20 protein-coding genes are annotated in these 23,314 nt (G+C 76.1%); 14 read left to right on the top strand and 6 right to left on the bottom strand.

The window, feature by feature from the left end:
- The first annotated feature begins 147 nt into the window (after window positions 1-147).
- The 3 genes from Cpa01nite_RS05320 (at window position 148) to Cpa01nite_RS05330 (ending at window position 2,506) form a co-directional block, all read left to right on the top strand.
- The gene (locus Cpa01nite_RS05320; protein ID WP_308439350.1) at window positions 148-753 is read left to right on the top strand and encodes a GNAT family N-acetyltransferase; all 606 of its coding nucleotides are present in this window, start codon (window positions 148-150) and stop codon (window positions 751-753) included.
- Window positions 754-850: 97 nt separating this feature from the next.
- Window positions 851-1,489, top strand: coding sequence for a CYTH domain-containing protein (locus Cpa01nite_RS05325; protein WP_203667723.1), 639 nt, complete (start codon window positions 851-853; stop codon window positions 1,487-1,489).
- 105 nt (window positions 1,490-1,594) lie between these two features.
- Window positions 1,595-2,506 carry a VOC family protein gene (locus Cpa01nite_RS05330; protein ID WP_239068544.1) on the top strand — a complete coding sequence of 304 codons (912 nt, stop codon included), beginning with the start codon at window positions 1,595-1,597 and terminating at the stop codon, window positions 2,504-2,506.
- A 112-nt stretch (window positions 2,507-2,618) separates the two neighbouring features.
- Here Cpa01nite_RS05330 and Cpa01nite_RS05335 read toward each other — a convergent pair whose 3' ends face one another.
- Window positions 2,619-3,671, bottom strand: a complete 1,053-nt coding sequence (locus Cpa01nite_RS05335) for a glutathione S-transferase family protein (RefSeq protein WP_203667724.1) — start codon at window positions 3,669-3,671, stop codon at window positions 2,619-2,621.
- A gap of 118 nt (window positions 3,672-3,789) precedes the next feature.
- On the opposite strand from Cpa01nite_RS05335, the gene Cpa01nite_RS05340 reads away from it, so the two are divergent.
- Window positions 3,790-5,610, top strand: coding sequence for a hypothetical protein (locus Cpa01nite_RS05340; RefSeq protein ID WP_203667725.1), 1,821 nt, complete (start codon window positions 3,790-3,792; stop codon window positions 5,608-5,610).
- Here Cpa01nite_RS05340 and Cpa01nite_RS05345 read toward each other — a convergent pair whose 3' ends face one another.
- The 3 genes from Cpa01nite_RS05345 to Cpa01nite_RS05355 all read right to left on the bottom strand — a co-directional run bounded on the left by Cpa01nite_RS05345 (window position 5,611) and on the right by Cpa01nite_RS05355 (window position 8,668).
- Complete coding sequence (locus Cpa01nite_RS05345) at window positions 5,611-6,033, bottom strand: hypothetical protein (RefSeq protein WP_203667726.1); 423 nt, start codon at window positions 6,031-6,033, stop codon at window positions 5,611-5,613.
- Between the two features lie 16 nt (window positions 6,034-6,049).
- Window positions 6,050-7,249 (bottom strand): hydroxymethylglutaryl-CoA synthase, encoded by a 1,200-nt coding sequence (locus Cpa01nite_RS05350; RefSeq protein WP_203667727.1) that lies wholly within the window; start codon window positions 7,247-7,249, stop codon window positions 6,050-6,052.
- Between the two features lie 366 nt (window positions 7,250-7,615).
- Window positions 7,616-8,668 (bottom strand): hydroxymethylglutaryl-coenzyme A reductase family protein, encoded by a 1,053-nt coding sequence (locus tag Cpa01nite_RS05355; RefSeq protein WP_203667728.1) that lies wholly within the window; start codon window positions 8,666-8,668, stop codon window positions 7,616-7,618.
- A gap of 84 nt (window positions 8,669-8,752) precedes the next feature.
- Between Cpa01nite_RS05355 and Cpa01nite_RS05360 the strand changes: the two genes are divergently transcribed.
- The 8 genes from Cpa01nite_RS05360 (at window position 8,753) to holA (ending at window position 19,968) form a co-directional block, all read left to right on the top strand.
- The gene (locus Cpa01nite_RS05360; protein WP_203667729.1) at window positions 8,753-9,529 is read left to right on the top strand and encodes an LLM class F420-dependent oxidoreductase; all 777 of its coding nucleotides are present in this window, start codon (window positions 8,753-8,755) and stop codon (window positions 9,527-9,529) included.
- A gap of 35 nt (window positions 9,530-9,564) precedes the next feature.
- Complete coding sequence (locus Cpa01nite_RS05365; protein ID WP_275406205.1) at window positions 9,565-10,302, top strand: metal-dependent transcriptional regulator; 738 nt, start codon at window positions 9,565-9,567, stop codon at window positions 10,300-10,302.
- Between the two features lie 232 nt (window positions 10,303-10,534).
- Window positions 10,535-11,767, top strand: a complete 1,233-nt coding sequence (locus Cpa01nite_RS05370) for an MFS transporter (RefSeq protein WP_203667730.1) — start codon at window positions 10,535-10,537, stop codon at window positions 11,765-11,767.
- Between the two features lie 86 nt (window positions 11,768-11,853).
- Window positions 11,854-14,817: a leucine--tRNA ligase gene (gene leuS, locus Cpa01nite_RS05375; protein WP_373307331.1), complete on the top strand. Its 2,964-nt coding sequence runs from the start codon at window positions 11,854-11,856 to the stop codon at window positions 14,815-14,817.
- Window positions 14,818-14,981: 164 nt separating this feature from the next.
- Window positions 14,982-15,935: a DegV family protein gene (locus tag Cpa01nite_RS05380; protein WP_239068545.1), complete on the top strand. Its 954-nt coding sequence runs from the start codon at window positions 14,982-14,984 to the stop codon at window positions 15,933-15,935.
- A gap of 385 nt (window positions 15,936-16,320) precedes the next feature.
- Window positions 16,321-17,187: a ComEA family DNA-binding protein gene (locus Cpa01nite_RS05385; protein WP_203667731.1), complete on the top strand. Its 867-nt coding sequence runs from the start codon at window positions 16,321-16,323 to the stop codon at window positions 17,185-17,187.
- Entirely contained in the window at window positions 17,184-18,926 is a 1,743-nt protein-coding gene (locus tag Cpa01nite_RS05390; protein ID WP_203667732.1) for a ComEC/Rec2 family competence protein, read from the top strand. Before Cpa01nite_RS05385 ends, Cpa01nite_RS05390 begins: the two co-directional genes overlap by 4 nt.
- Before the next feature lie 76 nt (window positions 18,927-19,002).
- Window positions 19,003-19,968, top strand: coding sequence for a DNA polymerase III subunit delta (holA, locus tag Cpa01nite_RS05395; protein ID WP_203667840.1), 966 nt, complete (start codon window positions 19,003-19,005; stop codon window positions 19,966-19,968).
- Window positions 19,969-20,010: 42 nt separating this feature from the next.
- Here the strand turns inward: holA and Cpa01nite_RS05400 are convergent, their stop codons facing one another.
- The gene (locus Cpa01nite_RS05400) at window positions 20,011-20,766 is read right to left on the bottom strand and encodes an EAL domain-containing protein (protein ID WP_203667733.1); all 756 of its coding nucleotides are present in this window, start codon (window positions 20,764-20,766) and stop codon (window positions 20,011-20,013) included.
- Between the two features lie 209 nt (window positions 20,767-20,975).
- Between Cpa01nite_RS05400 and Cpa01nite_RS05405 the strand changes: the two genes are divergently transcribed.
- Window positions 20,976-21,113 carry a hypothetical protein gene (locus Cpa01nite_RS05405; RefSeq protein WP_203667734.1) on the top strand — a complete coding sequence of 46 codons (138 nt, stop codon included), beginning with the start codon at window positions 20,976-20,978 and terminating at the stop codon, window positions 21,111-21,113.
- A 122-nt stretch (window positions 21,114-21,235) separates the two neighbouring features.
- A complete protein-coding gene (locus Cpa01nite_RS05410; RefSeq protein WP_203667735.1) occupies window positions 21,236-22,567 on the top strand; it encodes a helix-turn-helix domain-containing protein in 1,332 nt (443 codons plus the stop codon).
- Between the two features lie 255 nt (window positions 22,568-22,822).
- On the opposite strand, the gene rpsT is transcribed toward Cpa01nite_RS05410, so the two are convergent.
- On the bottom strand, window positions 22,823-23,083 hold the full coding sequence (rpsT, locus tag Cpa01nite_RS05415; protein ID WP_147796102.1) for a 30S ribosomal protein S20: 261 nt from the start codon (window positions 23,081-23,083) through the stop codon (window positions 22,823-22,825).
- Window positions 23,084-23,314 lie beyond the last annotated feature (231 nt).

Consider the following 23,314-nt stretch of genomic DNA (forward strand, 5'->3'; position numbering starts at 1 on the left):
CCGGACCAGGCGCGGGGGCCGGACCAGGCGCGGGGGCCGGACCAGGCGCGGGGGCCGGACCAGGCGCGGGGGCCGGACCAGGCGCGGGGGCCGGCCTCGGCGCGGGGGCTGCCGCGGCGTCCGACCCGGCCGGTAGGGTCGCTGGCCATGCGGGTGAGACCGTTCGCGACGTGCGACCTGCCGGGGATGTACCGCGTGTGCCTGCTGACGGGCGACGCGGGGACTGACGCCACGCCCGTGTACCGGGACCCCGACCTGCTCGGGCACGTGTACGCGGCGCCTTACCCGGTGGCCGACCCGTCGCTCACCTGGGTGGTGACCGACGACGAGGGCGTCGCCGGCTACGTCGTGGGCACCGCCGACTCCCAGGCGTTCGCGCGCTGGCAGGAGGAGGCGTGGTGGCCGCCGCTGCGCGAGCGCTACCCGCGGCGCCCGGCGGTCGAGGGCTACCGGGACCACGAGCTGCTGGCCACCGTGCACGACGGTGGCCGGTACGACCCCGCCGTCACCGACCGGTACCCGGCGCACCTGCACATCGACCTGCTGCCGCGCGCCCAGGGCCGGGGGCTCGGGCGCACGCTGATCGAGACCCTCGCCGGGGCGCTGCGCGAGCGCGGCGTGCCGGGGCTGCACCTCGGGGTGGCCGAGCAGAACGCCGGCGCGATCGCGTTCTACGGCCGGGTCGGGTTCCGCCAGGTCGAGGCGCACGCCTGGGGCCGGACGCTCGGGATGGACCTGCGCGCCGCGGCGTGAGGCCCGGTTCCGCCGCTCCTGCGCACCCGTCGCGTAGCGTGACGGGCAGCGGACCCGCGGCGGAGCCCCGCCGCCCCGACCACGCGAGGAGGGCTCGGTGAGCGACACCGGGTACGGCGACTTCGAGTTCGAGCGCCGGTTCTTCGTGCGCACGCCGCCGATGGAGCTGCTGTCCGAGCCCGACCCGGTGCTCATCGTGCAGTCGTACCTGCTCGCCCAGGACGGCTACGCGCTGCGGCTCCGCGTCCAGGCCTCGGGGCTCCGGCTGCCGCTCGGGCCCGACGCCGACCCGCTCGACGTGCTCGAGGAGGTCGGCGACCGGTTCGAGTTCTGCGCCGTGACCCTCAAGGGCCCGATGAACGTCGGGACGCGCTACGAGGCGGAGCGCGAGGTCGACGTCACGGTCGGCACCGAGATGATCCGCCGCGGCGGGCACCGGATCGTCAAGAACCGGTACTCCGTGTGGCTGGGCGCCGACGGCTGGGTGGTCGACGTGTTCGGCGGGCCCAACGCCCCGCTGGTGATCGCCGAGTGCGAGCGGTCCGGCCCGGTCACCGACCTGCAGATCCCGGCGTTCTGCGAGTCCGAGGTCACCGACGACGCGCGGTTCGCCAACGACGGGCTCGCCCGGGTGCCGTACCGCGGGTGGGCGGGGGAGTACGAGGCGGAGCTGCGCGAGCGCGGGCCGCGGTTCCTCACCGACTTCGGGCGCAACGACCTGCAGCGCCGGGGCTGACGGGGCGCCGCCCTCAGGGCCGGTCCACGCGCCCGCGCGGCTCTCGCGCGCCCGGACGACGACATGTGTCTCGACAACCGTTGAAGCCTCAACTATCGTATCGGCATGACCGCCGCCGACCCGCGCCCCGCCCTCGACCGCCTCGCCGCCGACACCGCCATGGGCCCCGTGACCCTGCTGGTCGGCGACCTCGACCTGCAGCTGCGCTACTACCGCGACGTGCTCGGCCTCCAGGTCGTCGAGCGGCCCGACGAGCGCATCGAGGGCGTCGGCCGCCCGGACGTCGTCGTGCTGGGGCGGGGGACGCAGCCGCTGATGGTGCTGCGGCACACGCCCGACCTGCCGCCGACCAGCCGCGGCCAGGCCGGCCTCTTCCACACGGCGATCCTGTTCGACACCCAGGAGGCGCTCGCGGCCACGCTGGCGTCGGTCGCCGCCCGGGCGCCGCGCACGTACGTCGGCAGCGCGGACCACCTGGTGTCCGAGGCGTTCTACCTGACCGACCCGGAGGGCAACGGCGTCGAGCTGTACTGGGACCGCGCGCGCGAGCTCTGGGGCTACGACGAGCACGGGCGGGTGCAGATGGACTCGCTGCGGCTCGACCCGAACGAGTTCATCCAGGGCCACGTCACCGAGGCCGCCCTCGCCGCGCCGGCGGGGCGCCCGGTCGTCGGGCACGTGCACCTGCAGGTCGGCGACGTCGCCGGGGCGCGGGCGTTCTACGTCGACGCGCTCGGCTTCGACGTCATGGCGGAGTGGCACGGCGCGCTGTTCGTCTCGGCCGGCGGGTACCACCACCACATGGCGATGAACACGTGGAACTCGGCCGGCGCCGGCCCGCGCGCGAGCAGCCTCGGCCTGGGCGAGGTCACGCTCGTGGTCCCGGGCACCGACGACCTCGGCGCGCTGCGCGAGCGCCTGCGCGCGCACGGGGTCGCGGTCCGCGACGACGGCGCGACGGTCACGTTCGACGACCCGTGGCGCAACGTAGTGCGCGTGCGCCCCGCCGCGGCGTAGCGGGAGCCCGCCCCCGGCGAGGTCGTCACATCGGCACGAGGTCGTCAGTCGTTCCTGACGACCTCGGCGCGTTGTGACGACCTCACGGGCGAGGTCGTGCCGCGGCAGGGGCTCAGCCCGCCATCGCCTCCGCGGTGTGGGCCGGGTCGACGCGCTCCGCCTCGCGGACCGCGGGCGGCGGGGTGCCGTCGCCGAACGGGCGGCCACCGAGGGCCTCGCGGCCGTGCTCGGTCAGCCAGCCGCGCAGGTCCGGGCCGGCGGGCACGATCTGCGTCGGGTTGATGTCCTCGTGCACGACGTAGTAGTGCCGCTTGATGTGGTCGAAGTCGATCGTGTCGCCGAACCCCGGGGTCTGGAACAGGTCCCGCGCGTAGGCCCAGAGCACCGGCATCTCGGTCAGCTTGTTCCGGTTGCACTTGAAGTGCCCGTGGTAGACGGCGTCGAACCGCACCAGCGTGGTGAACAGCCGGACGTCGGCCTCGGTGATCGTGTCGCCCACCAGGTACCGCTGGGTCGACAGCCGCTCGGAGAGCCAGTCGAGCCGGGAGAACAGCCGGTGGTACGCGCGCTCGTAGGCCTCCTGCGACCCGGCGAACCCGCAGCGGTAGACGCCGTTGTTCACGTCGGTGAACACCTTCCGGGCGACCTGGTCGATCTCGTCGCGCAGGTGCTCCGGGTACAGGTCGGGGGCGCCCGCGCGGTGGTGCGCCGTCCACTCCGTCGACAGGTCCAGCGTCAGCTGGGCGTAGTCGTTCGTGACGACCGCGCCCGACGGCACGTCGACGATCGCGGGGACCGTGATGCCCTTGGGGTAGTCGGGGAACCGCCGGAAGTAGGCGTCCTGGATGCGGGGGATGCCCAGCACCGGGTCGATGCCGCCCGGGTCGAGGTCGAACGTCCACGACCGGGCGTCGTGCGTCGGGCCGCACACGCCGAGCGAGATCGCGTCCTCGAGCCCCAGCAGCCGGCGCACGATGATCGCGCGGTTCGCCCACGGGCACGCCCGCGACACCACGAGGCGGTACCGCCCGGGCTCGACGGGGTAGCCGTCGCGGCCGTCGGCGGTGATCCGCGTCGTGATGTAGCTCTGGTCGCGGACGAACTCCTCGCCGGACGTGACGTACGCGCCGGCGGTGCTGAACTCGTCGGTGGGGCTCTGGGTCATGCCCCGATCATCGCGCGTCGGCCACCGCCACGCACACGTCGGACGTCGGCGGCGTCGCCGGGCGTCGGTGGCCGTGCCTACAGTGGCGGGGTCCCCGTGTCCCCGGCCCCGGAGAGCCGTGCCTGCCGCAGCCGCCCGCCCGACCCGTCCGACCCGGCCCCGCGGGGCCCGACCCCGGCGAGGCGTCGCCGCGCTCGCGGCCGTCGGCCTGCTCGCCGCCTGCACGGGCGGCAGCACCGAGGACGGCAGCCCCGACCCGACGCCGACGCCCGTGACGCTGCGCTCGGCCGTCGCCCTGCCGGACGCCGCGACGACCGTGGTGCCGGACGGGACCGCGGCGGAGGTGGCGCTCGCGGTCAGCGGGGCGCTGTTCGCGGAGGCGCCGGCGGCGGTCCTGGTGGCCGACGACGACCCGGCGGTCGTCGCGCCCGCCGCGTCGGCCGCCGTGGCGCTCGGGTCGCCGCTGCTGGTCGCCGGCGACGGCGTCGCGGACGAGCTGGACCGGCTCGGCACGACGGACGTGGTGGTCGTGGCGGACGACCCGGCCGAGCAGGACGAGCTCGCGGCCGACCTGCCCGACGACGTGCGCGTCGCGGCGGTCGACGCGGCGGATCCGGCGCCCGCGGACCTCGGGCTGGCCTTCGGCGACGCGGAGGAGGTCGCGGACGGCGACCTGGTCGCGGCCGTCGCGGGGCTCGAGGCGCCGGAGCCGGCGCTGCTGGCCGCCGAGGACGCCGCCGGCGCCGCGCCCTCCGCGTCGCCGGGCGGCGGCGCGTCGACCTCCGCCGCGTCGACCGCGGCCGCGCCGGACGGCGAGGGGACGGCCGACGGCGCCGCGCCGAGCGTCCTCGGCGCCGACGGCACGACCGTCGAGCCGCCCGAGCCCGTCGACGCCGCGGCCCTCCTGGTCGACACCCACGCCGACCCCGCGGGCACCGCGGTGGCCGCCGCCACGGCGCGCGCGGCGGGCGTCCCGGTCGTGGACGTGCCCGGCGCCGACCCCCGCGCCACCTCCGCCGCGGTCGAGGCGCTGACCGGCGTCGGGACCGTCGTCGCCGTCGGGTCGTCGTTCGGCGACGCCGCCCGGCTCGGGCCCCGCGTGGCCAGCGCCGCCACCGGCGTGCAGCTGCCGGGCGGCGGCCAGCTCGTCTTCCCGGACGCCGCCTCGGCCCCGGGCGTCGCCGGCAAGCGGTACGTCGCGCTCTACGGGACCCCGGGGACGCCCGCGCTCGGCGTGCTGGGGGAGCAGGACGTGCCCGCCGCGATCGCCCGCGCGCAGCAGACCGCCGCCCCGTACGACGCGCTGACCGACGACACGGTCGTGCCGACGCTCGAGATCATCGCCACCATCGCGTCCGCCGCGCCCGAGCCGGACGGCTCGTACTCCCGCGGCCGGTCGGTCGAGGACCTGCGCCCGCTGGTCGAGGCCGCCGGCGAGGCGGGGCAGGCGGTCGTCATCGACCTGCAGCCCGGCCGGACCGACTTCGTGACGCAGGCGCAGCGGTACGCGGAGCTCCTCGAGTACCCGCACGTCGGCCTCGCGCTCGACCCGGAGTGGCGGCTGGCGCCGGACCAGGTGCACCTGCGGCAGATCGGCTCGGTCGGCATCGACGAGGTCAACGCGACCGCGGACTGGCTGGCGACGTTCACGCGGGACCGGCAGCTGCCGCAGAAGATGTTCCTGCTGCACCAGTTCTCGCTGCGGATGATCACCGACCGCGAGCGGCTGCACACCGGCCACGACGAGCTCGCCATGATCATCCATGCCGACGGCCAGGGCTCCCAGCCGGCGAAGGCCGGCACCTGGGCGACGCTGCGCCAGGGCGCGCCGGACGTGCACTGGGGCTGGAAGAACTTCTACGACGAGGACACGCCGATGCTCGACCCGGCGCAGACCTACGCGGTGCAGCCGGTGCCGGACCTGGTGACGTACCAGTAGTCAGCCGCGGGCGCCGGGCAGCGCCCGGTAGCGGTGCACGGGCGGCAGGCCGGCCGGGGGCGTGCCGGAGAACGTGACCGTGGCGTCGCGCACCCGGCCCCGGCGGTCGTGCTCGCGCTCGATCGCGACCGCACCGGCGTCGAGCGCCGCGACGAGGGGCAGCACGGTCGCGTCGACGAACCCGGTCACGTCGCCGGCGACGTCGGGCTCGGCCAGCGGGACGCCGTCCGCGGACACGACGGTCCCGCCGTCGTCGCCGACCGCCAGCGACACCGCCCAGCCGGGGCCGGTCAGGTCCAGCACGACCAGCCGGGTGGGCGGCGCCGGCCGCCGGCTGTCGAGCCGCACGTGGGCGAGGTCGGGCCCGGCGAGCCGCTCGGCCAGCGCGTCGGCGACCTCGTCGCCGACGCGTCGTCCCGTCACGTGCCGCGCGCCGGTCTCAGGCGACCGCGGTCGCGGCTGCCGTCGTGGGCTCGTACAGGCGCTGGTGCCCGGTGATCGCCGCGAGCCGGAACGGGCCGCGGGTCAGGCGCTCGACGTCGTGCTCGCCGCCGTCGACCGGGTTCACCGGCGCGACGATCCGCAGGTACTCCGCGTGCGACACCCGGTCGCGCTCGTCGAGCAGCCGGCGGTGCGCGGCGGTGCGCAGGTGGGCGCGGTAACCCGGCTGGACGACGCCGGTGAACAGCTCGCCGACGGCGCCGGAGCCGTACGAGAAGAAGCCGATCCGCGAGCCGCCGAGGTCCTCGGTCGCGTGGTCGAGCAGCGACACGAGGCCGATGTACATCGACGCGGTGTACGAGTTCCCGATCTCCCGGTTGTACCGGAGGGTGTCGGCGATCTGCGCGTCCATGACGGCGGCGTCGCGCGGGGCGCCGGCCAGGCGGGTCAGGTGCGCGTGCGCCTTGACGGCCATCTTGGTGAACGGCTGGTGGTAGACGAACGCGTCGATGTCGCCGAACTCGGCGCCGCCCTGCGCGCGGAAGTCCTCCCACGCGCCCGTGAGCGCGTCGGTGTACGCGCGCAGCGACAGCCGGCCGTCGACGACCGCGGTGGTGCGGTAGTTCGGGCGCCAGAAGTCCATGACGTCGGAGGTGTGCAGGCCCGACACGGGCTCGATCGCGACCAGGCGCGGGTTCGCGGTGACCAGCATGGCGACCGCGCCGCAGCCCTGGGTGGGCTCGCCGGCCGACCCGATGTCGTACCGGGCGACGTCGGAGCAGATGACCAGGACCTTCTGCTCCGGGTTCCGCGCCACGAGCGCGAGCGCCATCTGCAGCGCCGAGGTGCCCGAGTAGCAGGCCTGCTTGAGCTCGACGACCCGCGCGGCGGGGCTGAGGCCGAGCAGCGCGTGCACGTACACGCCCGCCGACTTCGACTGGTCGATGCCGCTCTCGGTGGCGAGGAGCACGGTGCGGATCGCCGCGCGCTCGTCGTCGGCCAGGGCCTCCACGAGGGGGAGCGCGGCGGCCGCGGCCAGCGTCACGACGTCCTCGTCGGGCGCGCACACGCTCATCCGGTCCTGGCCGAGGCCGACCGTGTACTTGGCCGGCTCGACGCCGTGCACGGGCGCCAGGTCCGCCAGGTCGAGGTACCGGCCCGCGGTGGCGAAGGCCAGGTCGTCGATGCCGAGCTGCATGTCGGGGTGGGTTCCTCTCCGGCTGGACGTCGTCCGCGGGTGGTGACCCGGAGCGGCGACGGGCCCCTGGTGCGGCCCGCCGTCGTCGGCGGTCACGCGAGGCCCGGACGACTGTAGCCCTGCGTGCGAGCCCCGACCAGCGAGCGTCGGCACTCTTCACCTGCTCCACACGGAACGCTCCCGGCGCCCGGTTTCATCCCGTTCGTGAACATGGTCACATGCCGGGTCAGGGCCTGCTCGGCGGCCCGGTGCGCCGACCTTGCAGAAGATGCTGGCTTCCCGGTGGTGAACACCGCATCTTCTGCAACGTCGGCGGGAGGGCGGGGCGCGGGAGGGGCGCGCGGCGCGAGGGCGGCGGGCGGGCGCTCAGCCCTTCGCCGGGGTGCCCCGCTCCAGCGTGAGGTGCGCGGCCATCAGCTCGCCCGGGTTCGTCTGCGCCGCCATGAGCGACAGCTCGCCGCACAGCACGGTCGCGGCGCACAGCACCGCCAGCCGGCGGGCGTTGTCGCCGGGCTCGCGCTCCTCGCGGCAGCCGAGCCGGGTCAGGTTCTCCTCGACGAAGTCCAGGCCCTTGCCGTTGCCGACGCTGCCGACGATCAGGTTGGGCAGCGTGCAGGAGAAGTACAGGTCGCCGTCGCGGACCTCGGCGTGCGTCAGGCCCTGCGAGCCCTCGACGATGTTGGCCGCGTCCTGGCCGGTCGCGAGGTAGAAGGCCAGCAGCATGTTCGCGTAGTGCGCGTTGGCCGACCGGAGGCCGCCCGCGAGCATCGTGCCGATGAGGTTCTTGCGGATGTTGAGCTGCACGACCGCCTCGGGCGTCGTGTGCAGGAACCGCTCGACGTGCCGGCGGGGGAGCACGATCTCCGTGACGACGTTCTTGCCGCGGCCGAGGATGCCGTTGACCGCCGTCGCCTTCTTGTCCGAGCAGAAGTTGCCGGAGATCGACCCGTATCGGACGCCCGGGACCGTCGCGAGCACGTGGTCCATCAGCTTGTCGGCCGCGTTGGTGACCATGTTGTGGCCGGAGGCGTCGCCCGTGGTCAGCTCGAACCGCACGAACAGCAGGTTCGCGGCGATCTGCACGTGCAGGTCGATCAGCCGGGCGAACCGGCTGGACGTGGCGACGACCGCCGCCAGCTCCTCGCGCCGGGACGACAGGTGCTGCCAGGCGGCCAGCGCGGCCTCGGCGTCGTCGGCCTCGAGCAGCACCGACCGGGACATCCGCTCGTCGACGAGCGTCGCCTTGATCCCGCCCTCGACCATCGTCGACAGCCGGGCGCCGCGGCGGACGCTGGGCCACAGCGGCGACTCGTAGGTGGCCAGCGGCACCTCGGTCTCGCCGGTCATGACGTTGCCGCTGACCCGCAGGGGTCCGACCCAGCGCAGGGGGATCGGCGCGGACGTGTCGGCGGCGGGCATGGGGACCTCCGGGGATCGCGGGTGGGGCGTCGGCCAGCGTAGACGGCGGGGGCGCGCGGGTCGCCGCGGACGTACGGTGCACCCATGACGCGACCGATCCGCATCGGAGTCCAGATCCAGCCCCAGCACGCCGACTACGCGCAGATCCGCGACGCGGTGCGCCGCGCGGAGGACCTCGGAGTGGACGTCTTGTTCAACTGGGATCACTTTTTTCCTCTGACAGGCGACCCGGACGGCAAGCACTTCGAGTGCTGGACCATGCTCGGCGCGTGGGCGGAGCAGACGAGCCGCGTGCAGATCGGCGCGCTCGTCACCTGCAACTCGTACCGGAACCCCGAGCTGCTGGCCGACATGGCGCGCACCGTCGACCACATCAGCGGCGGCCGGCTCATCCTCGGGATCGGCGCCGGGTGGTTCGAGAAGGACTACGACCAGTTCGGCTACGAGTTCGGCACCCCGGGCACGCGGATCGCCGAGCTGGCGTCGGCCCTGCCGCGGATCAAGGCCCGGCTCGCCGCCGGCAACCCGGCCCCGACGCGGGACATCCCGGTCCTGGTCGGCGGCGGGGGCGAGCGGAAGACGCTGCGCGTCGTGGCCGAGCACGCCGACGTGTGGCACTCGTTCGGCGACCTGGACACGCTGACCCGCAAGAGCGCGATCCTCGACGAGCACGGCGCGGCGGTCGGCCGCGACACCGCGGCGCTGGTCGAGCGCAGCGTGGGGGTGTCCGCGCCGCCGGCCGACGTGGCGGCGCCGCTGGTCGACGCCGGGGTGACGCTGTTCACGGTCGGGGTGTCGGGGCCGGACTACGACCTGTCGCTCGTCGAGCAGTGGGTGGCCTGGCGGGACGCCCAGGGCTGAGCCTGCCCCCTGGGCGGGGCCCTACCCTGGTCGTCGTGAGCGAGACCAGCGACCTGACCCCCGTGGCCCAGGACTACCTCAAGGTGATCTGGACCGCCCGGGAGTGGTCGACGGCCCCCGTCACGACCAAGATGCTCGCCGAGCGGCTGGGCGTCGGCGCGTCGACGGTGTCGGAGACCGTGCGCCGGCTCGCGGACCAGGGCCTGGTCGAGCACGCGCCGTACGCCGCGATCACCCTGACCGACGAGGGCGTGCGGCACGCGGTCCAGGTCGTGCGCCGGCACCGGCTGATCGAGACGTTCCTGGTCAGCGAGCTCGGCTACGCGTGGGACGAGGTGCACGACGAGGCCGAGGTGCTCGAGCACGCGGTGTCGGACCTCATGGTCGAGCGGATCGACGCCCGCCTGGGCCACCCGACCCGCGACCCGCACGGCGACCCGATCCCCGCGCCCGACGGCACCGTGCCGACGCCGGCCGCGGACATGCTGTGGGACCTCACGGCCGGCTCGGGCCGGATCGCCCGGATCTCCGACGCCGACCCCGGGCTGCTGCGCTACCTGGCCTCGGTCGGCGTGGTGCTGGACGCGCGGGTGGAGGTCGTCGAGCGGCGGGACTTCGCCGGGATGACGGCCGTGCGGGTGCTGCCGCCGCTGGCGGGCGGATCGCTCGCCGACGCCGCGGCGGAGGCGGTCGGGGCGGCCCCCGAGCCGCGCCCCGTCGAGCTGGGCGAGGTCGCCGCGCGGGCGATCTGGGTGCTGCTCGACCCGTCCTGACGCACGAGAGTCCAGAAACCCGCCCCGTTCGACCCGGTTCGTCCCCGGAGTTCTGGACACTCGGCGCGCGCACCCGGCCGGCCGGACGCGGGCCGGGCCGGGACCGACCGACCGGTAGGCTGGGCCGCACCGGACGCCCCACCGACGCGGTCTGCCGGGACGGGCCGCCGCACCCGTCGGCGCATCCCGCCGGGCGCCCGCGGTCCACCGACCACGACCGCGGGAGCCGCACATGCAGACCAGCGCGCCGGGCACGCCGCCCGCCGTGGACACCGACGTGATCCTGGACCCGCACCTGGTGCGCCGCCGCGCGCGCCTCCCGCTGCTGGCCCTGGCGCTCGGCGGGTTCGCGATCGGCACCACCGAGTTCGCGACGATGGGCCTGCTGCCGCTGATCGCGGAGGACCTCGACGGCACGATCCCCGAGGCCGGCCACGCGATCACGGCGTACGCGCTGGGCGTGGTCGTCGGCGCGCCGCTGCTGACGACGATGGCCGCGCGGATGGACCGCCGGACGCTGCTGCTGATCCTCATGGCGGCGTTCACGGTCGGCAATGTGCTGTCGGCGCTCGCGCCGTCGCTGGGCTGGCTGGTGGCGGCGCGGTTCGTCGCGGGCCTGCCGCACGGCGCGTTCTTCGGCGTCGGCGCGGTCATGGGCGCGCACGTCGCCGGGCCCGGGCGCCGCGGGCAGGCGGTCGCCACGATGATGGCCGGCCTGACGATCGCGAACGTCGTCGGCGTCCCGCTGTCGACGGTGCTGGGGCAGGTGTTCGGCTGGCGGGTCGCGTTCGTCGCGGTGGGCGTGCTCGGCGCGCTGACGCTGCTCGCGCTGCTCCGGTTCCTGCCCGGCCTCCCGGTCCGGGACGGCGCCACGGTGCGCGCGGAGCTCGGCGCGCTCCGCAACGGGCGGCTCTGGGTCGCCTGCGCCGCGGGGTCGATCGGGTTCGGCGGCATGTTCGCCGTGTACTCCTACGTGTCGCCGCTGCTGACCGAGGTGACGGGGCTCGCCGAGGTGACGGTGCCGGTCGTGCTCGCGCTGTTCGGCGTCGGCATGACGGCCGGCACGCTGCTCGGCGGGAAGCTCGCCGACCGGTCGGTGGCCCGCACGGTGCTGCTCGGCTTCGCGTCGACGATCGTCGCGCTGGTGCTGATCGCCGTGCTCGCGCAGTGGGTGGTCCCGGGCGTCCTCGCGATCGTGCTGCTCGGCGTCACGACGCAGGTGCTCGGGCTGTCGCTGCAGGCGTGGCTGATGGACCTGTCGCCGTCCGCGCCGTCGCTCGGGGCGGCGCTGTGCCACTCCGCGCTCAACGCCGGGAACGCGTTCGGCGCGTGGGTCGGCGGGCTCGTCATCGCGGGCGGGCTGGGCTACGTCGCGCCGGCGTGGGTCGGGGCGGGGCTGACCGTCGTCGGCCTGGTCATCTCGGCCGTTGTGCTCGGCGGGGCCGCGCGGCGGCGCACCGCCTGACCAGCGCCGCGAGCCGGTCCCGGTCGCGCCCGGCGGAGCCCGCGGGCGCGTCCGGCGCGGGCCGCGGGCGTCGATAGACTTCCCCGGTGACGTCGCCCGCCAGCACCCAGCCCGATCCCGCCTCCGCCCCGGCCACCGCCGGCGGCCAGGACGTGCCGTTCCGGTACACCGCCGAGCTCGCCCAGCAGATCGAGCTCCGGTGGCAGGACGAGTGGGTCGAGCGCGGCACGTTCTTCGCGGCCAACCCGGCCGGCTCCGCGCTGACCGACGGCGACGGCGCCCCGGCGCGCGAGGGCGCCCGGCCGTTCTTCGTCATGGACATGTTCCCGTACCCCTCGGGAGCGGGCCTGCACGTCGGCCACCCGCTGGGCTACATCGCCACCGACGTCGTCGCGCGGTTCCGCCGGATGCAGGGCGACAACGTGCTGCACGCGCTGGGCTACGACGCGTTCGGCCTGCCCGCCGAGCAGTACGCCGTGCAGACCGGCCAGCACCCGCGCACGACCACCGAGGCGAACATCGAGATCATGGCGCGCCAGCTCAAGCGCCTGGGCGTCGCGCACGACCCGCGCCGCTCGTTCGCCACGATCGACCCGGACTACGTGCGCTGGACGCAGTGGATCTTCCTGCAGATCTTCGGGTCCTGGTACGACGAGGACGCCGTGCGCCCGGACGGCGGCCGGGGCGCCGCCCGCCCGGTGGCGACGCTGGTCGAGGCGTACGAGTCGGGGGCGCGCGAGGTGCCGGACGGGATCGACGGCGTGCCGGCCGGCGCGGCCTGGGCCGACCTGGACGCCGTGCAGCGCCGCCGGGTCGTCGACGCCCAGCGCCTGGCCTACGTCTCCGAGACGCCCGTGAACTGGTGCCCGGGCCTGGGCACCGTGCTGGCCAACGAGGAGGTCACCTCCGACGGCCGGTCCGAGCGCGGCAACTTCCCGGTGTTCCAGCGCACGCTGCGGCAGTGGAACATGCGGATCACCGCGTACGCGGACCGCCTGGCCGACGACCTGTCGCTGATCGACTGGCCCGAGAAGGTCACCGCGATGCAGCGGAACTGGATCGGCCGCTCCGAGGGCGCGCACGTCGACTTCGAGGTCACCGACGCCGACGAGCCGCTGACCGTCTTCACCACCCGCCCGGACACCCTGTTCGGCGCGACCTACGTCGTGTTGGCGCCCGAGCACCCGCTGGTCGACGCGATCGTCGCGGACTCCGAGCCGGCCTGGGACGAGGACGTGCCGGAGTCCTGGCGCGGGGGTGCCGAGTCGCCCGCCGTGGCCGTCGCCGCCTACCGCCGCGAGGCCGCCGGCAAGACCGCCGTCGAGCGCCAGGCCGACGCCGGCCGCAAGACCGGCGTGTTCACCGGCGGCTACGCCCTGAACCCGGTGAACGGCGCCCAGCTGCCCGTGTTCATCGCCGACTACGTGCTGATGGGCTACGGCACCGGCGCGATCATGGCCGTGCCCGGCGGCGACACCCGCGACTTCGCGTTCGCCGCGGCGTTCGGCCTGCCGGTCGTGCACACCGTCCAGCCGCCGGAGGGCCACGAGGGCGCCTGGACCGGCGACGGCGCGATCATCAACTCGTCGAACGACGAGATCAGCCTGGACGGCCTGTCGGTCGCCGAGGCCAAGACCCGGATCATCGACTGGCTGGCCGAGCGCGGCGCCGGGTCGCGCACCACGACGTACCGGCTGCGCGACTGGCTGTTCAGCCGCCAGCGGTACTGGGGCGAGCCGTTCCCGATCGTCTACGACGAGGACGACCTGCCGATCGCGATCCCGGAGCAGGCGCTGCCCGTCGACCTGCCGGACGTGCCGGACTACGCGCCGCGCACCTTCGACCCGGACGACGCGGAGTCCTCGCCCGAGGCGCCGCTGAGCCGCAACGACGACTGGGTCAACGTCACGCTCGACCTGGGCGACGGCCCGAAGGTCTACCGCCGCGACACCAACACCATGCCGAACTGGGCCGGGTCGTGCTGGTACTACCTGCACTACCTGGACCCGTCCCACGCGACCGGCCAGGTCGTCGACCCCGCGCTCGAGCAGTACTGGATGGGCCCCGGCCACAACGCCGGCGACACCCACGGCGCGGGCGGCGTCGACCTGTACGTCGGCGGCGTCGAGCACGCCGTGCTGCACCTGCTGTACGCCCGGTTCTGGCACAAGGCGCTGTACGACCTGGGCCACGTGTCCAGCCGCGAGCCGTTCTACAAGCTGTTCAACCAGGGCTACATCCAGGCGTACGCCTACACGGACGCCCGCGGCGTGTACGTCCCGGCCGCCGAGGTGGTCGAGGACGAGTCCGTCGAGTCCGGCTTCACCTGGAACGGCGAGGAGGTGTTCCGCGAGTACGGCAAGATCGGCAAGTCGCTGAAGAACGCCGTCTCCCCGGACGAGATGTACGCCGAGTACGGCGCCGACACCCTGCGCGTCTACGAGATGTCGATGGGCCCGCTGGACCTGTCCCGCCCGTGGGAGACCCGGGCCGTGGTCGGCGCGCAGCGGTTCCTGCAGCGCGTGTGGCGCAACGTCGTCTCCGAGGAGACCGGCGAGGTGACGGTGGTGGACTCCGAGCCGACCGTCGAGACGCTGCGCGTGCTGCACCGGGCGATCGCCGAGGTCGGCGAGGACATGCAGGCGATGCGGATCAACACCGCGATCGCCAAGCTGATCGTCCTCAACAACCACCTGACCTCGCTGCCGGCCGTCCCGCGCACCGTCGCCGAGCAGCTGGTGCTCATGACCGCGCCCGTCGCGCCGCACCTGGCCGAGGAGCTCTGGTCCCGGCTGGGCCACGAGCGGTCGCTCGCGCACGAGCCGTTCCCGGTCGTCGACCCGCAGTACCTGGTCGAGGACACCGTGACCTGCGTGTTCCAGGTGCAGGGCAAGGTCCGGGGCCGGGCCGAGGTGCCCGCCGACGCCGACGAGGCCACCCTGCGCGAGCTCGCGCTGGCCGACCCCGGGGTCCAGCGCGCGATGGCCGGGCGCGACGTGCGCACCGTGATCGTGCGGGCGCCGAAGCTCGTCAACGTGGTGCCGGCCTGACGGTGCCGGACGGCGCCGACGCCCCGCCGACCGCGCCGGACGCCCCCGAGAGTGGGGGCGGCGCGGGGGCGGGGCGCGGTGCTGCGGCGGGGCGCGGTGCTGCGGCGGAGCGTGGCGTCGCGGCGGGGCGCGGTGCTGCGCGGGCGGGCCTGCGGGTCGCCGTGGTGCCGCCCGCGTGGGCGGAGCGGGTGGCCCGGCGGCTGCGGCGCGGGGCGCGGGCCGTGGCCGACCCCGGCCCCGGCGACGCCGTGCCCGCGGCCCCGCGGGTGGTCGTCGTCACCGACTCGACGTCCTGCCTGACCCCGGCGGACGCGGCCGCGTGGGGGATCGACGTGGTCCCGCTCGACGTGGCCGCCGACGCCGAGCGCTTCCGCGACGGCGTGGACCTGTCGCCCGGTGACCTGGCCGCGCTGCTCGCGTCCGGCCGCCGCGTGACGACCTCGCAGCCGCCGCCCGCCGCGTTCACGACCGCCTACGAGGCCGCGGCCGCCCGGGGCGCCGCGGAGGTGGTGTCCGTGCACCTGTCCGGGGAGCTGTCCGGCACCGTGCGGGCCGCCGGGCTCGCCGCCCAGCTCGCGCCGCTGCCGGTGCACGTCGTCGACTCGCGGAGCGCGGGCCTCGGGCTCGGGTTCGCCGCCCTGGCCGCCGCGGAGGCCGCCCGCGGGACGGTGTGGGGGCCGGCGGACGGCGAGTCGGTCGCGGGCGCCGCAGAGCAGGTCGGGCGGTCGACGGCGGCGTGGTTCGTCGTCGACTCGCTGGACCACCTGCGCCGCGGCGGTCGGCTGTCGGCGGCGGCCGCCGCGTTCGGCAACGTGCTCGGGCTGCGGCCGGTGCTGGCGCTGCACGACGGGAAGATCGAGGTCGCCGAGCGGGTGCGCACCCGGCGCGCGGCCCGGGACCGGCTGCACGCGCTCGCCCTCGCGGAGGTCGAGCGGCGCGGGGCGCGCGCGGTGCGGGTCGGCGTGCAGCACCTCGGCCGGGCGGAGGTCGCCGCCGAGGTCGCGGAGCGGCTGCGGTCCGCCGCCGGGGTCGACGAGGTGCTCGTGCGCGAGGTGGGGGCCGTGCTCGGCGGGCACCTCGGCGTGGGGGCGCTGGCGGTGACGGTCACCGACCGCTGAGGGCGGTGCCGGATCGGCGCGGGCGAGGCCGGCGCAGGAGGGCGAGCGCGGGGTCGGCGCGGGCCGACTCGGTGCGCGGGCGCCGAGCCCTCCACAGGTGCCGGCGCGCGCGTGGTCCCCAGGGGTGGTGGGGGGCGTCGGCGGGAACCCGGGGCCGCGACCTAGCGTCGCGGGCATGACCTGGTACGACGGTGGACCGGCGCCGGACCCGGCGGGCGACCGTGCACCCCGGTCCGCTCGTGCGCAGGGCGACGACCGGGGTGCGGCGCGCGCCGAAGGCGATCCCGCCCGCTGGGGGGATCGCGACGCCGCGGTCGGTCACGAGGTCGCGTGGTCCGCACCGGACCCGCCCACCCAGCCGCTCCCGGCCGCGTCGCGGGACCAGGTGGTTCGTCCCGGACGCGCCGCGGACGACGGCGCCGCACCGGAACACTCGGAGGGGCCGGCCGCCGGCGTCATCGCCGGCACGGCGCGGCTGCGGGCCGCGGCTCAGGCGGGGTCGACGCGCGGTGCCGACGCCGATGGAGAGGACCCGACGTGGGCGGAGGACGACGCCGGCCCCGACCGGGCGCCCCGGCTCGGCGACTCCCTGCGGTGGCGCCTGCCGCCCCGGACCGCGGTGGTCGCGCTCGCGGCGCTGGCGCTCGTCGGCGGCGCGGTCGCGGTCCGCGCCGCGTCGCAGCCGACGGGCGAGCCCGTGGCGATCGAGGAGCCGGTGGTGACGGCCACGGCCGGCGGGCCGGACTCCGCGGGCGGTGGCGCCGCGGACGCCGCCGACGCGTCGCCCACCGGGGCGTCGACGGTGTGGGTGCACGTCGTCGGGCAGGTCGCGTCGCCGGGCGTCGTGGCGCTTCCCGCCGGGTCGCGGGTCGGCGACGCGGTCGCGGCGGCGGGCGGCGCGCTGCCGGACGCGGACCTCGCGGGGCTCAACCTCGCGGCCGTGGTCCAGGACGGCGCGCAGATCCGGGTGCCCGCGCCCGGGGAGGATCCGGCGGTCGGGACGGACGAGGGCGCGGCCGGGGGCGGGCCGGGGGCCGGGACCGGGGCCGGCGCCGCGGACGGGCTGGTCGACGTCAACGCGGCCGGCAGCGCGGAGCTGCAGACGCTGCCCGGGATCGGGCCGGTGCTCGCCGACCGCATCGTCGCGTGGCGCACGCAGCACGGACCGTTCGACAGCGTGGACGCGCTGCTCGACGTCTCCGGCATCGGGCCGGCCGTGCTCGGGCAGATCCGGGAGCTGGTGCGGGTGTGAGCGTCGAGGAGCCGGTCGACGTCCGCCTGGTCCCGGCGGCGCTCGCGGTGTGGGGCGTGGCGGCGGCGGTCGTCGGCACCGGCGCGCGGGGCCTGGTCGCGTCGGGTCTGGTGGCCGCGGTGCTGGCCGCGACGGTGCCGCTGTGCCGCCGCAGACGGAGCCCCGGCGGCGGCAGCGGTGGTGGGACCGCGCGGCGCGAACACGAAGCGGGCGGCGCGGCGCCTGCGGATGCCGGGCGTGCGGGAGGTCCCGGCTCGGCCCGCGCCGGCGGGGGAGCCCGGGTCGGGGTCGCGGAGGCCCGGCGCGCCCAGGCCGCGCTCGCGCTCGGCGCGGTGGCGGTCCTGCTCCTCACCACCGCCGCCCAGGTGACGGCGCGCGAGGCGGGCGAGGTCCGCGCGCTCGCCGAGGCGCGGGACCGCGTGCGGCTCGTCGGCACCGTGCGCTCGACGCCGCAGATCCCCGGCGGGGCGGGCGGCTCGGGCACGGTGCGCTTCTTGCTGGCGGCGCGGTCGGTGGAGGTGCTCGGCGGTGGGGCGTCCAGGGCGGTGGCCGGCGGGGCGGGCGACGGAGCGGTGCCGGCCGACGGGGCGGTGGCCGGCCGCGGGGTGGTCGGCACCGGCGCCGCGGTCGAGGTCTACGCGCCCGCCTCCGCCGCGGACCTGGCCTACGGCACGCGCGTCGAGGTGGAGGCGCGCCTGTCGACGCTGCCGGACCCGGCCCGGCGCGCCGTCGCCCGCGCCCGCGCCGACGGCGACCCGGCGGTCCGCGCGCCGCCGACCGGCGTCCTGCGCGTCGCCGACGCCCTGCGGGTCGGGCTCGTGTCGACCGCCTCCGCCGTGCCGGGCGACGCCGGGCGGCTGCTGCCGGCGGTCGCCGTGGGGGACACCCGCGGGGTGGGCGACCTCGACGAGGCGATGCGCGTCTCCGGGCTCGCGCACATCACCGCGGTGTCGGGCGCGCACTTCTCGATCCTCGGGGCGGCGGTACTCGCGGTCGTCGCCCGGTGCGGGGTGCCGAGGCGGTGGCGATGGCTGCCGGTCACGACGGTGCTGGGCGGGTTCGTCGCCGTCGTCCAGCCCGGGTCGAGCGTCGTGCGGGCCGCCGTGATGGGCGCGGTCGGCGTGCTCGGGATCGTGGCGGGCCGCCCTTCGCGCTCGGTGCCGGCGCTCGCGTGCGCGGTGCTCGTCCTGGTCGTCGTCGACCCGTGGCTCGCGCGCGACGTGGGGTTCGTGCTGTCGGTCGTGGCCACGGCCGGGATCGCGCTGCTCGCCGGGCCGCTCGCGCGCCGGTGGTCCGCGCCGCCGGACGGCGTGCGCCGGGCCGGCGCCCCGCCCTCGACAACCACCCGCCGCCGCGTGGCCGGCCCGGTCGCGACCGCCTTCGCCGTCCCCGTCGCCGCGCAGGCGGTGTGCGCCCCGGTCGTCCTCGTGCTGTCGCCGGCGGTGCCCGCCTACGCCGTGCTGGCGAACGTCGCCGCCGCGCCGGCCGTGGCGCCGGCGACCGTCGGGGGCCTGCTCGCCGCGGTGCTCGGCCCGTGGTGGCCGGCCGCGGCGACCGCGTGCGCGCACGTCGCCGGCGCGGCCTGCTGGTGGATCGCCGCCGTCGCCCGGACGGCCACCGGGCTGCCCGGCGCGCAGGTGGCGTGGGCGGGCGGGGCGGTGGGCCAGGTGCTGCTCGCCACCGCGTGCGGGGCGGCGCTGGTGCTGGTCCTGCGGTGTCGGCGGGGCATGGCACCCTAGGGGCGTGCCGACCTCCACCTCCGCCTCGCGCCGCCCCGCCCGGGGCGGTGGTCGCGGGTCGACGGCCTCCGCCGGCCTGGCGTGGGACGAGGTGGGGCTCGCCCCCGTGGTCCTCGTGACCGGGCCCGAGGAGCTGCTGGCCGAGCGCGCCGTCGAGCGGGTCGTCGGTCTCGCGCGCGAGCGGGACGCCCAGATCGAGGTGACCCGGCTCGACGGCGCCGCCTACGGCGCGGGGGAGCTGACGCTCGCGACCAGCCCCTCGCTGTTCGCCGAGGACCGCGTGGTCGTGGTCGAGAACGTCGAGAAGGCCACGGACGACCTGATCCTGGAGGCCACGTCCTACGTCGCCGCCCCGCAGGAGGACGTCGTCCTCGTGCTCCGGCACGGCGGCGGCCAGCGCGGCAAGCGGCTGCTCGACGCGGTGCGCGCGGCCGGCCACCCGGTCGCGGTCTGCGAGACGATCAAGCGCGACGCGGACAAGGCCTCGTTCGTGACCCAGGAGCTGCGGCGCGCCGGCCGGCGCATGGAGGCCCGCGCCGTCCGCTCGCTCGTCGACGCGGTCGGCAGCGACCTCCGCGAGCTCGCGGCGGCGTGCTCCCAGCTCGTCGCCGACACCACCGGCGTGATCAGCGTCGAGGTGGTCGAGCGGTACTACGGCGGCCGGATCGAGGCGACCGGGTTCCGGGTGGCCGACGCCGCCGTGGACGGCAACGCGGGGGAGGCCGTCGCGCTGCTGCGGCACGCGTTCGCCACCGGCGTCGACCCGGTCCCGCTCGTGGCGGCGCTCGCGGCGCGGCTGCGCGTGCTCGCGAAGGTGTCCGCGGTGCGCGGGCGCGGGCCCGGAGCCGAGCGGGACCTCGGCCTCGCGCCGTGGCAGGTCGACCGGTCGCGCAAGGAGCTGTCGCGGTGGACCCCCGAGGCGCTGGCCGCGGCGATCACCGCCGTCGCGCAGGCGGACGCGGAGGTCAAGGGTGCGAGTCGCGACCCGCGGTTCGCCGTCGAGCGCGCGGTCCTGCGGATCGCCGCCGTCGTCCGCCGCTGACGGGACGCGCAGCCGGCAGAGGCCCGCCCGGGCCCGCGCCGATCAGATGTAGTGCTGGCCCAGCGTGTTGCGGCCGGGCCGCAGCAGCGGCGCCGAGGTCCGGTCGACCAGCAGGCTCCGCTCGAGCAGGTTGCCCTGGTACAGGTCGAACCCGAGCCGCCGCGCGGCCTTGAGCTCGGTGCTGGTCTCGACGAACTCGGCGACCAGCAGGGCGCCGTGCGAGCGCGCCAGGTCGACCACGGGCTCGCCCTCGACGTCGAGGTCCCGCGCGTCGATCTTCACGAAGTCGGCCTGGGGGAGCAGCGAGCGCTGGTCCTGCCGCGACACGAAGCCGGCCATCGCGATCCGGAAGCCCTGCTCGCGCAGCCGGCGCACCCCGCGCAGGACGTCGCCGTCGATCCGGGTGGTCCCGGTGATCTCGATGACCAGCCGGTCCGGCCGGTGGGGCAGGTGCAGCTCGCCGGTGAGGAACGCGCGCGGGCAGCGCACGAACAGCCAGCGCCCGTGGCCGACCTCGTCCACATCCACCCGCCCGAAGGTGGCGCGGAGCACAGCGCTGGTGGCACGCTCGTGCTGCAGCTCGCTCCAGCCCGCCGCGTCCGTCGACGTCGCGCCCGGCGCGCGGAACGCGAGCTCGTAACCGAAGGGGTGGAGGCGGGGGGAGAAGATCCCCTGCCGTCCCACCACCACCTGCTCACGGGCGACGTGCCGGTCCCACTCCTGGCGCAGCACGTCCGGGATCGCGGCGTCGATCTCGGCCGCGAGAAGTCGCTCGGCGTCGCCCTGTCCCGTCGTCATGCCCTCTATGACACCACATACGACGCGTCATGACACGGCCTCAGGTCGCTCACCGGGGGTGATATCCCGGGATCACGCGGCGAAGTGACGGTCGATTCACCCGATTGGGCGGACATCCGGCCAAAACGCTCAGGAGGTGGTGCGAAGCGCTCCGCGTCAGTCATGCTTCTCGTGACAGAGAGTCAACGTTCTGTGACAGGAGAGCTCCCATGCGCAACACGCTGAAGGCCGTCGCCACCGCCGCCCTCGCCCTGACCCTGACCCTCGGTGCCTCCGGCGTGGCGAACGCCGCCGGCGGCTTCACGATCCAGAGCGGTGCCACCGGCTGCTGCCGGACGATGGTCTGAACGCCTCCGGCGCCTCCCGGCTCGCCCCGCTGACTCTCGGTGCGCGGGGCGAGCGGGGGCCCGCGCGCGGCGGACGGGTGACGTGCTCGCCCTGGCGAGGCGTCATAGGTACAGTGACACCCATGACGACCATTGCTGACCGCGTCCGCCAGGCGCGGTTGGCCGCTGGGCTCTCCCAGACGGCCCTCGCAGGAGACGCGCTCTCGCCGAGCTACATCTCCCTCATCGAGTCCGGTCGGCGCGAGCCGACCGACGCCGCGCTCGGTGTCATCGCCGAGCGGCTCGGGTCCACGGTCGAGTACCTCAAGCACGGCGACGAGGGCCCGGCCGAGGCGCGCGCCAAGCTCGCGCTCGACTTCGCCCGCCTCGACCTGGTGTCGGGCGAGGCCGCGTCGGCCCGCGACCGCATTCTCGCGCTCGACCTCGAGCCGGTGTCGCGCGGCGTGCGGGTCGAGGCCCAGCTCGCCCTCGCGCAGGCGCACGAGATGCTCGGCGACCTCGAGTCCGCCGTCGGCGTCCTGGAGCCGCTGCTCACGCAGGCCCGGGCCGACCAGCACCACCTCGACGCCGCCGCGGCCGCCACCGCGCTCGTCGCCTCCTACGTGGAGTCCGGCGACCTGGGCCGCGCGATCGAGGTCGGCGACCGCCAGCTCGCCGAGCTCGAGGACGCCGGCCTGACCGGCACCGACGAGCACCTCCGCCTCGGCTCGACGACCCTGTGGTCGTACGTCGAGCGCGGCGACCTGCTGTACGCGACGCACCGCGCCGCCGAGCTGATCCGCCAGGCGGAGTCGCTCGGCACCCCGCGCGGCCGCGGGTCGGTCTACTGGAACGCGGCGCTCGTCGCGGAGCAGCGGCACGACTACGCGCTGGCCAAGCGGTACACCGAGCGCGCGCTCGCGCTGCTGGGCGAGGGCGAGGTCAGCCGCGACATCCCGCGCCTGCGCCTCAACTACGCGTGGCTGCTGCTGCGGAGCGACCCGGCCGAGCCGGCGACCGCGCTCGAGCAGCTCGACCGCGCGGCCCCCGAGCTCCAGGTGTCCGGCTCCGAGGTGGAGATGGCCCGCCTCGACGTCGAGCGGTCCCGCGCGCACCTCATGCAGGGCGACCCGGTCGCCGCGGAGGGCTACGGCCGCGCGGCGCTCGACCGGCTCGGCGACCAGCCCCGGCTCGACGGCGCGGCCGCGCAGCTCGCGATCGGCGACGCGCTGCACGCGCGTGGCGAGGTCGACGCGGCGTCCCGCGCGTACCGCTGGGCGGCCGACATGCTCGGCATGATGTCCGCCTCGCGGCAGTCCGCCGCGGTGTGGCGCGAGCTCGGCGACCGGTTCCTCGGTCACGGCGACGTCACCGGGGCGGCCCAGGCGTTCGACCGCGCGCTGCGGGAGGCGGGCTTCCGGCCGGCCGTGCCCGCGGTGCTGTGGGAGGCGTGGAGCGCGGTGGCTCAGGACTGAGCGACCGCGTTCCCCACGGGACGGGCCACGGCCCGACCCGCACAGAGGGCGTCACCCCGCAGGGGGGGTGACGCCCTCGGCGCGTCCCGGGGTCGCACGGCGCTCGGCGGTCGCTCCGGAAGGGCAGCAGGTGTCGCCTCCCGCTCCGATGAGGGGAGATCTTCTGCCCGCTCGGCGGAGCGCCGGCCCCGGGGACGACGAAGGGCGGCCACCCCGTGGAGAGGGTGGCCGCCCTTCGTGACGGCTACGGTCGCGTCAGAGCGCGTTGACCGACTTCGCCAGCGCCGACTTCTTGTTGGCGGCCTGGTTGGCGTGGATGACGCCCTTCGAGACGGCCTTGTCGAGCTTCTTCGACGCGGCGACGAGCGCGACGCCCGCGGCGTCCTTGTCGCCACCGGCGACGGCCTCGCGCACGCGGCGCACGAACGTCTTCAGCTCGGACTTGACAGCCTTGTTACGCAGGCGCGCCTTCTCGTTGGTGCGGATGCGCTTCATCTGGGACTTGATGTTGGCCACGGTGTGGTCTCTCTTCGTGTGTTCGCCGGAGCGAGAGGAACAAGGTCGTAGAGGGCGCGTCCGGCGCCGGGACTGGGGCGTGGGGACACCCGCGGAGAGGAACCGGACTAGTGCCCGCCGACCCGGGCGGACACGCGACTGACAAGCCTACCAGGAGACCGCCTCGCGGACGAAGCCCGTCGGGCGCGCGCGAGCGGCGGCTCGGGTCTCGGGCGCGGGCATGGGACCATG

The organism is Cellulomonas pakistanensis (genome assembly GCF_016862755.1).
Taxonomy (GTDB): domain Bacteria; phylum Actinomycetota; class Actinomycetes; order Actinomycetales; family Cellulomonadaceae; genus Cellulomonas; species Cellulomonas pakistanensis.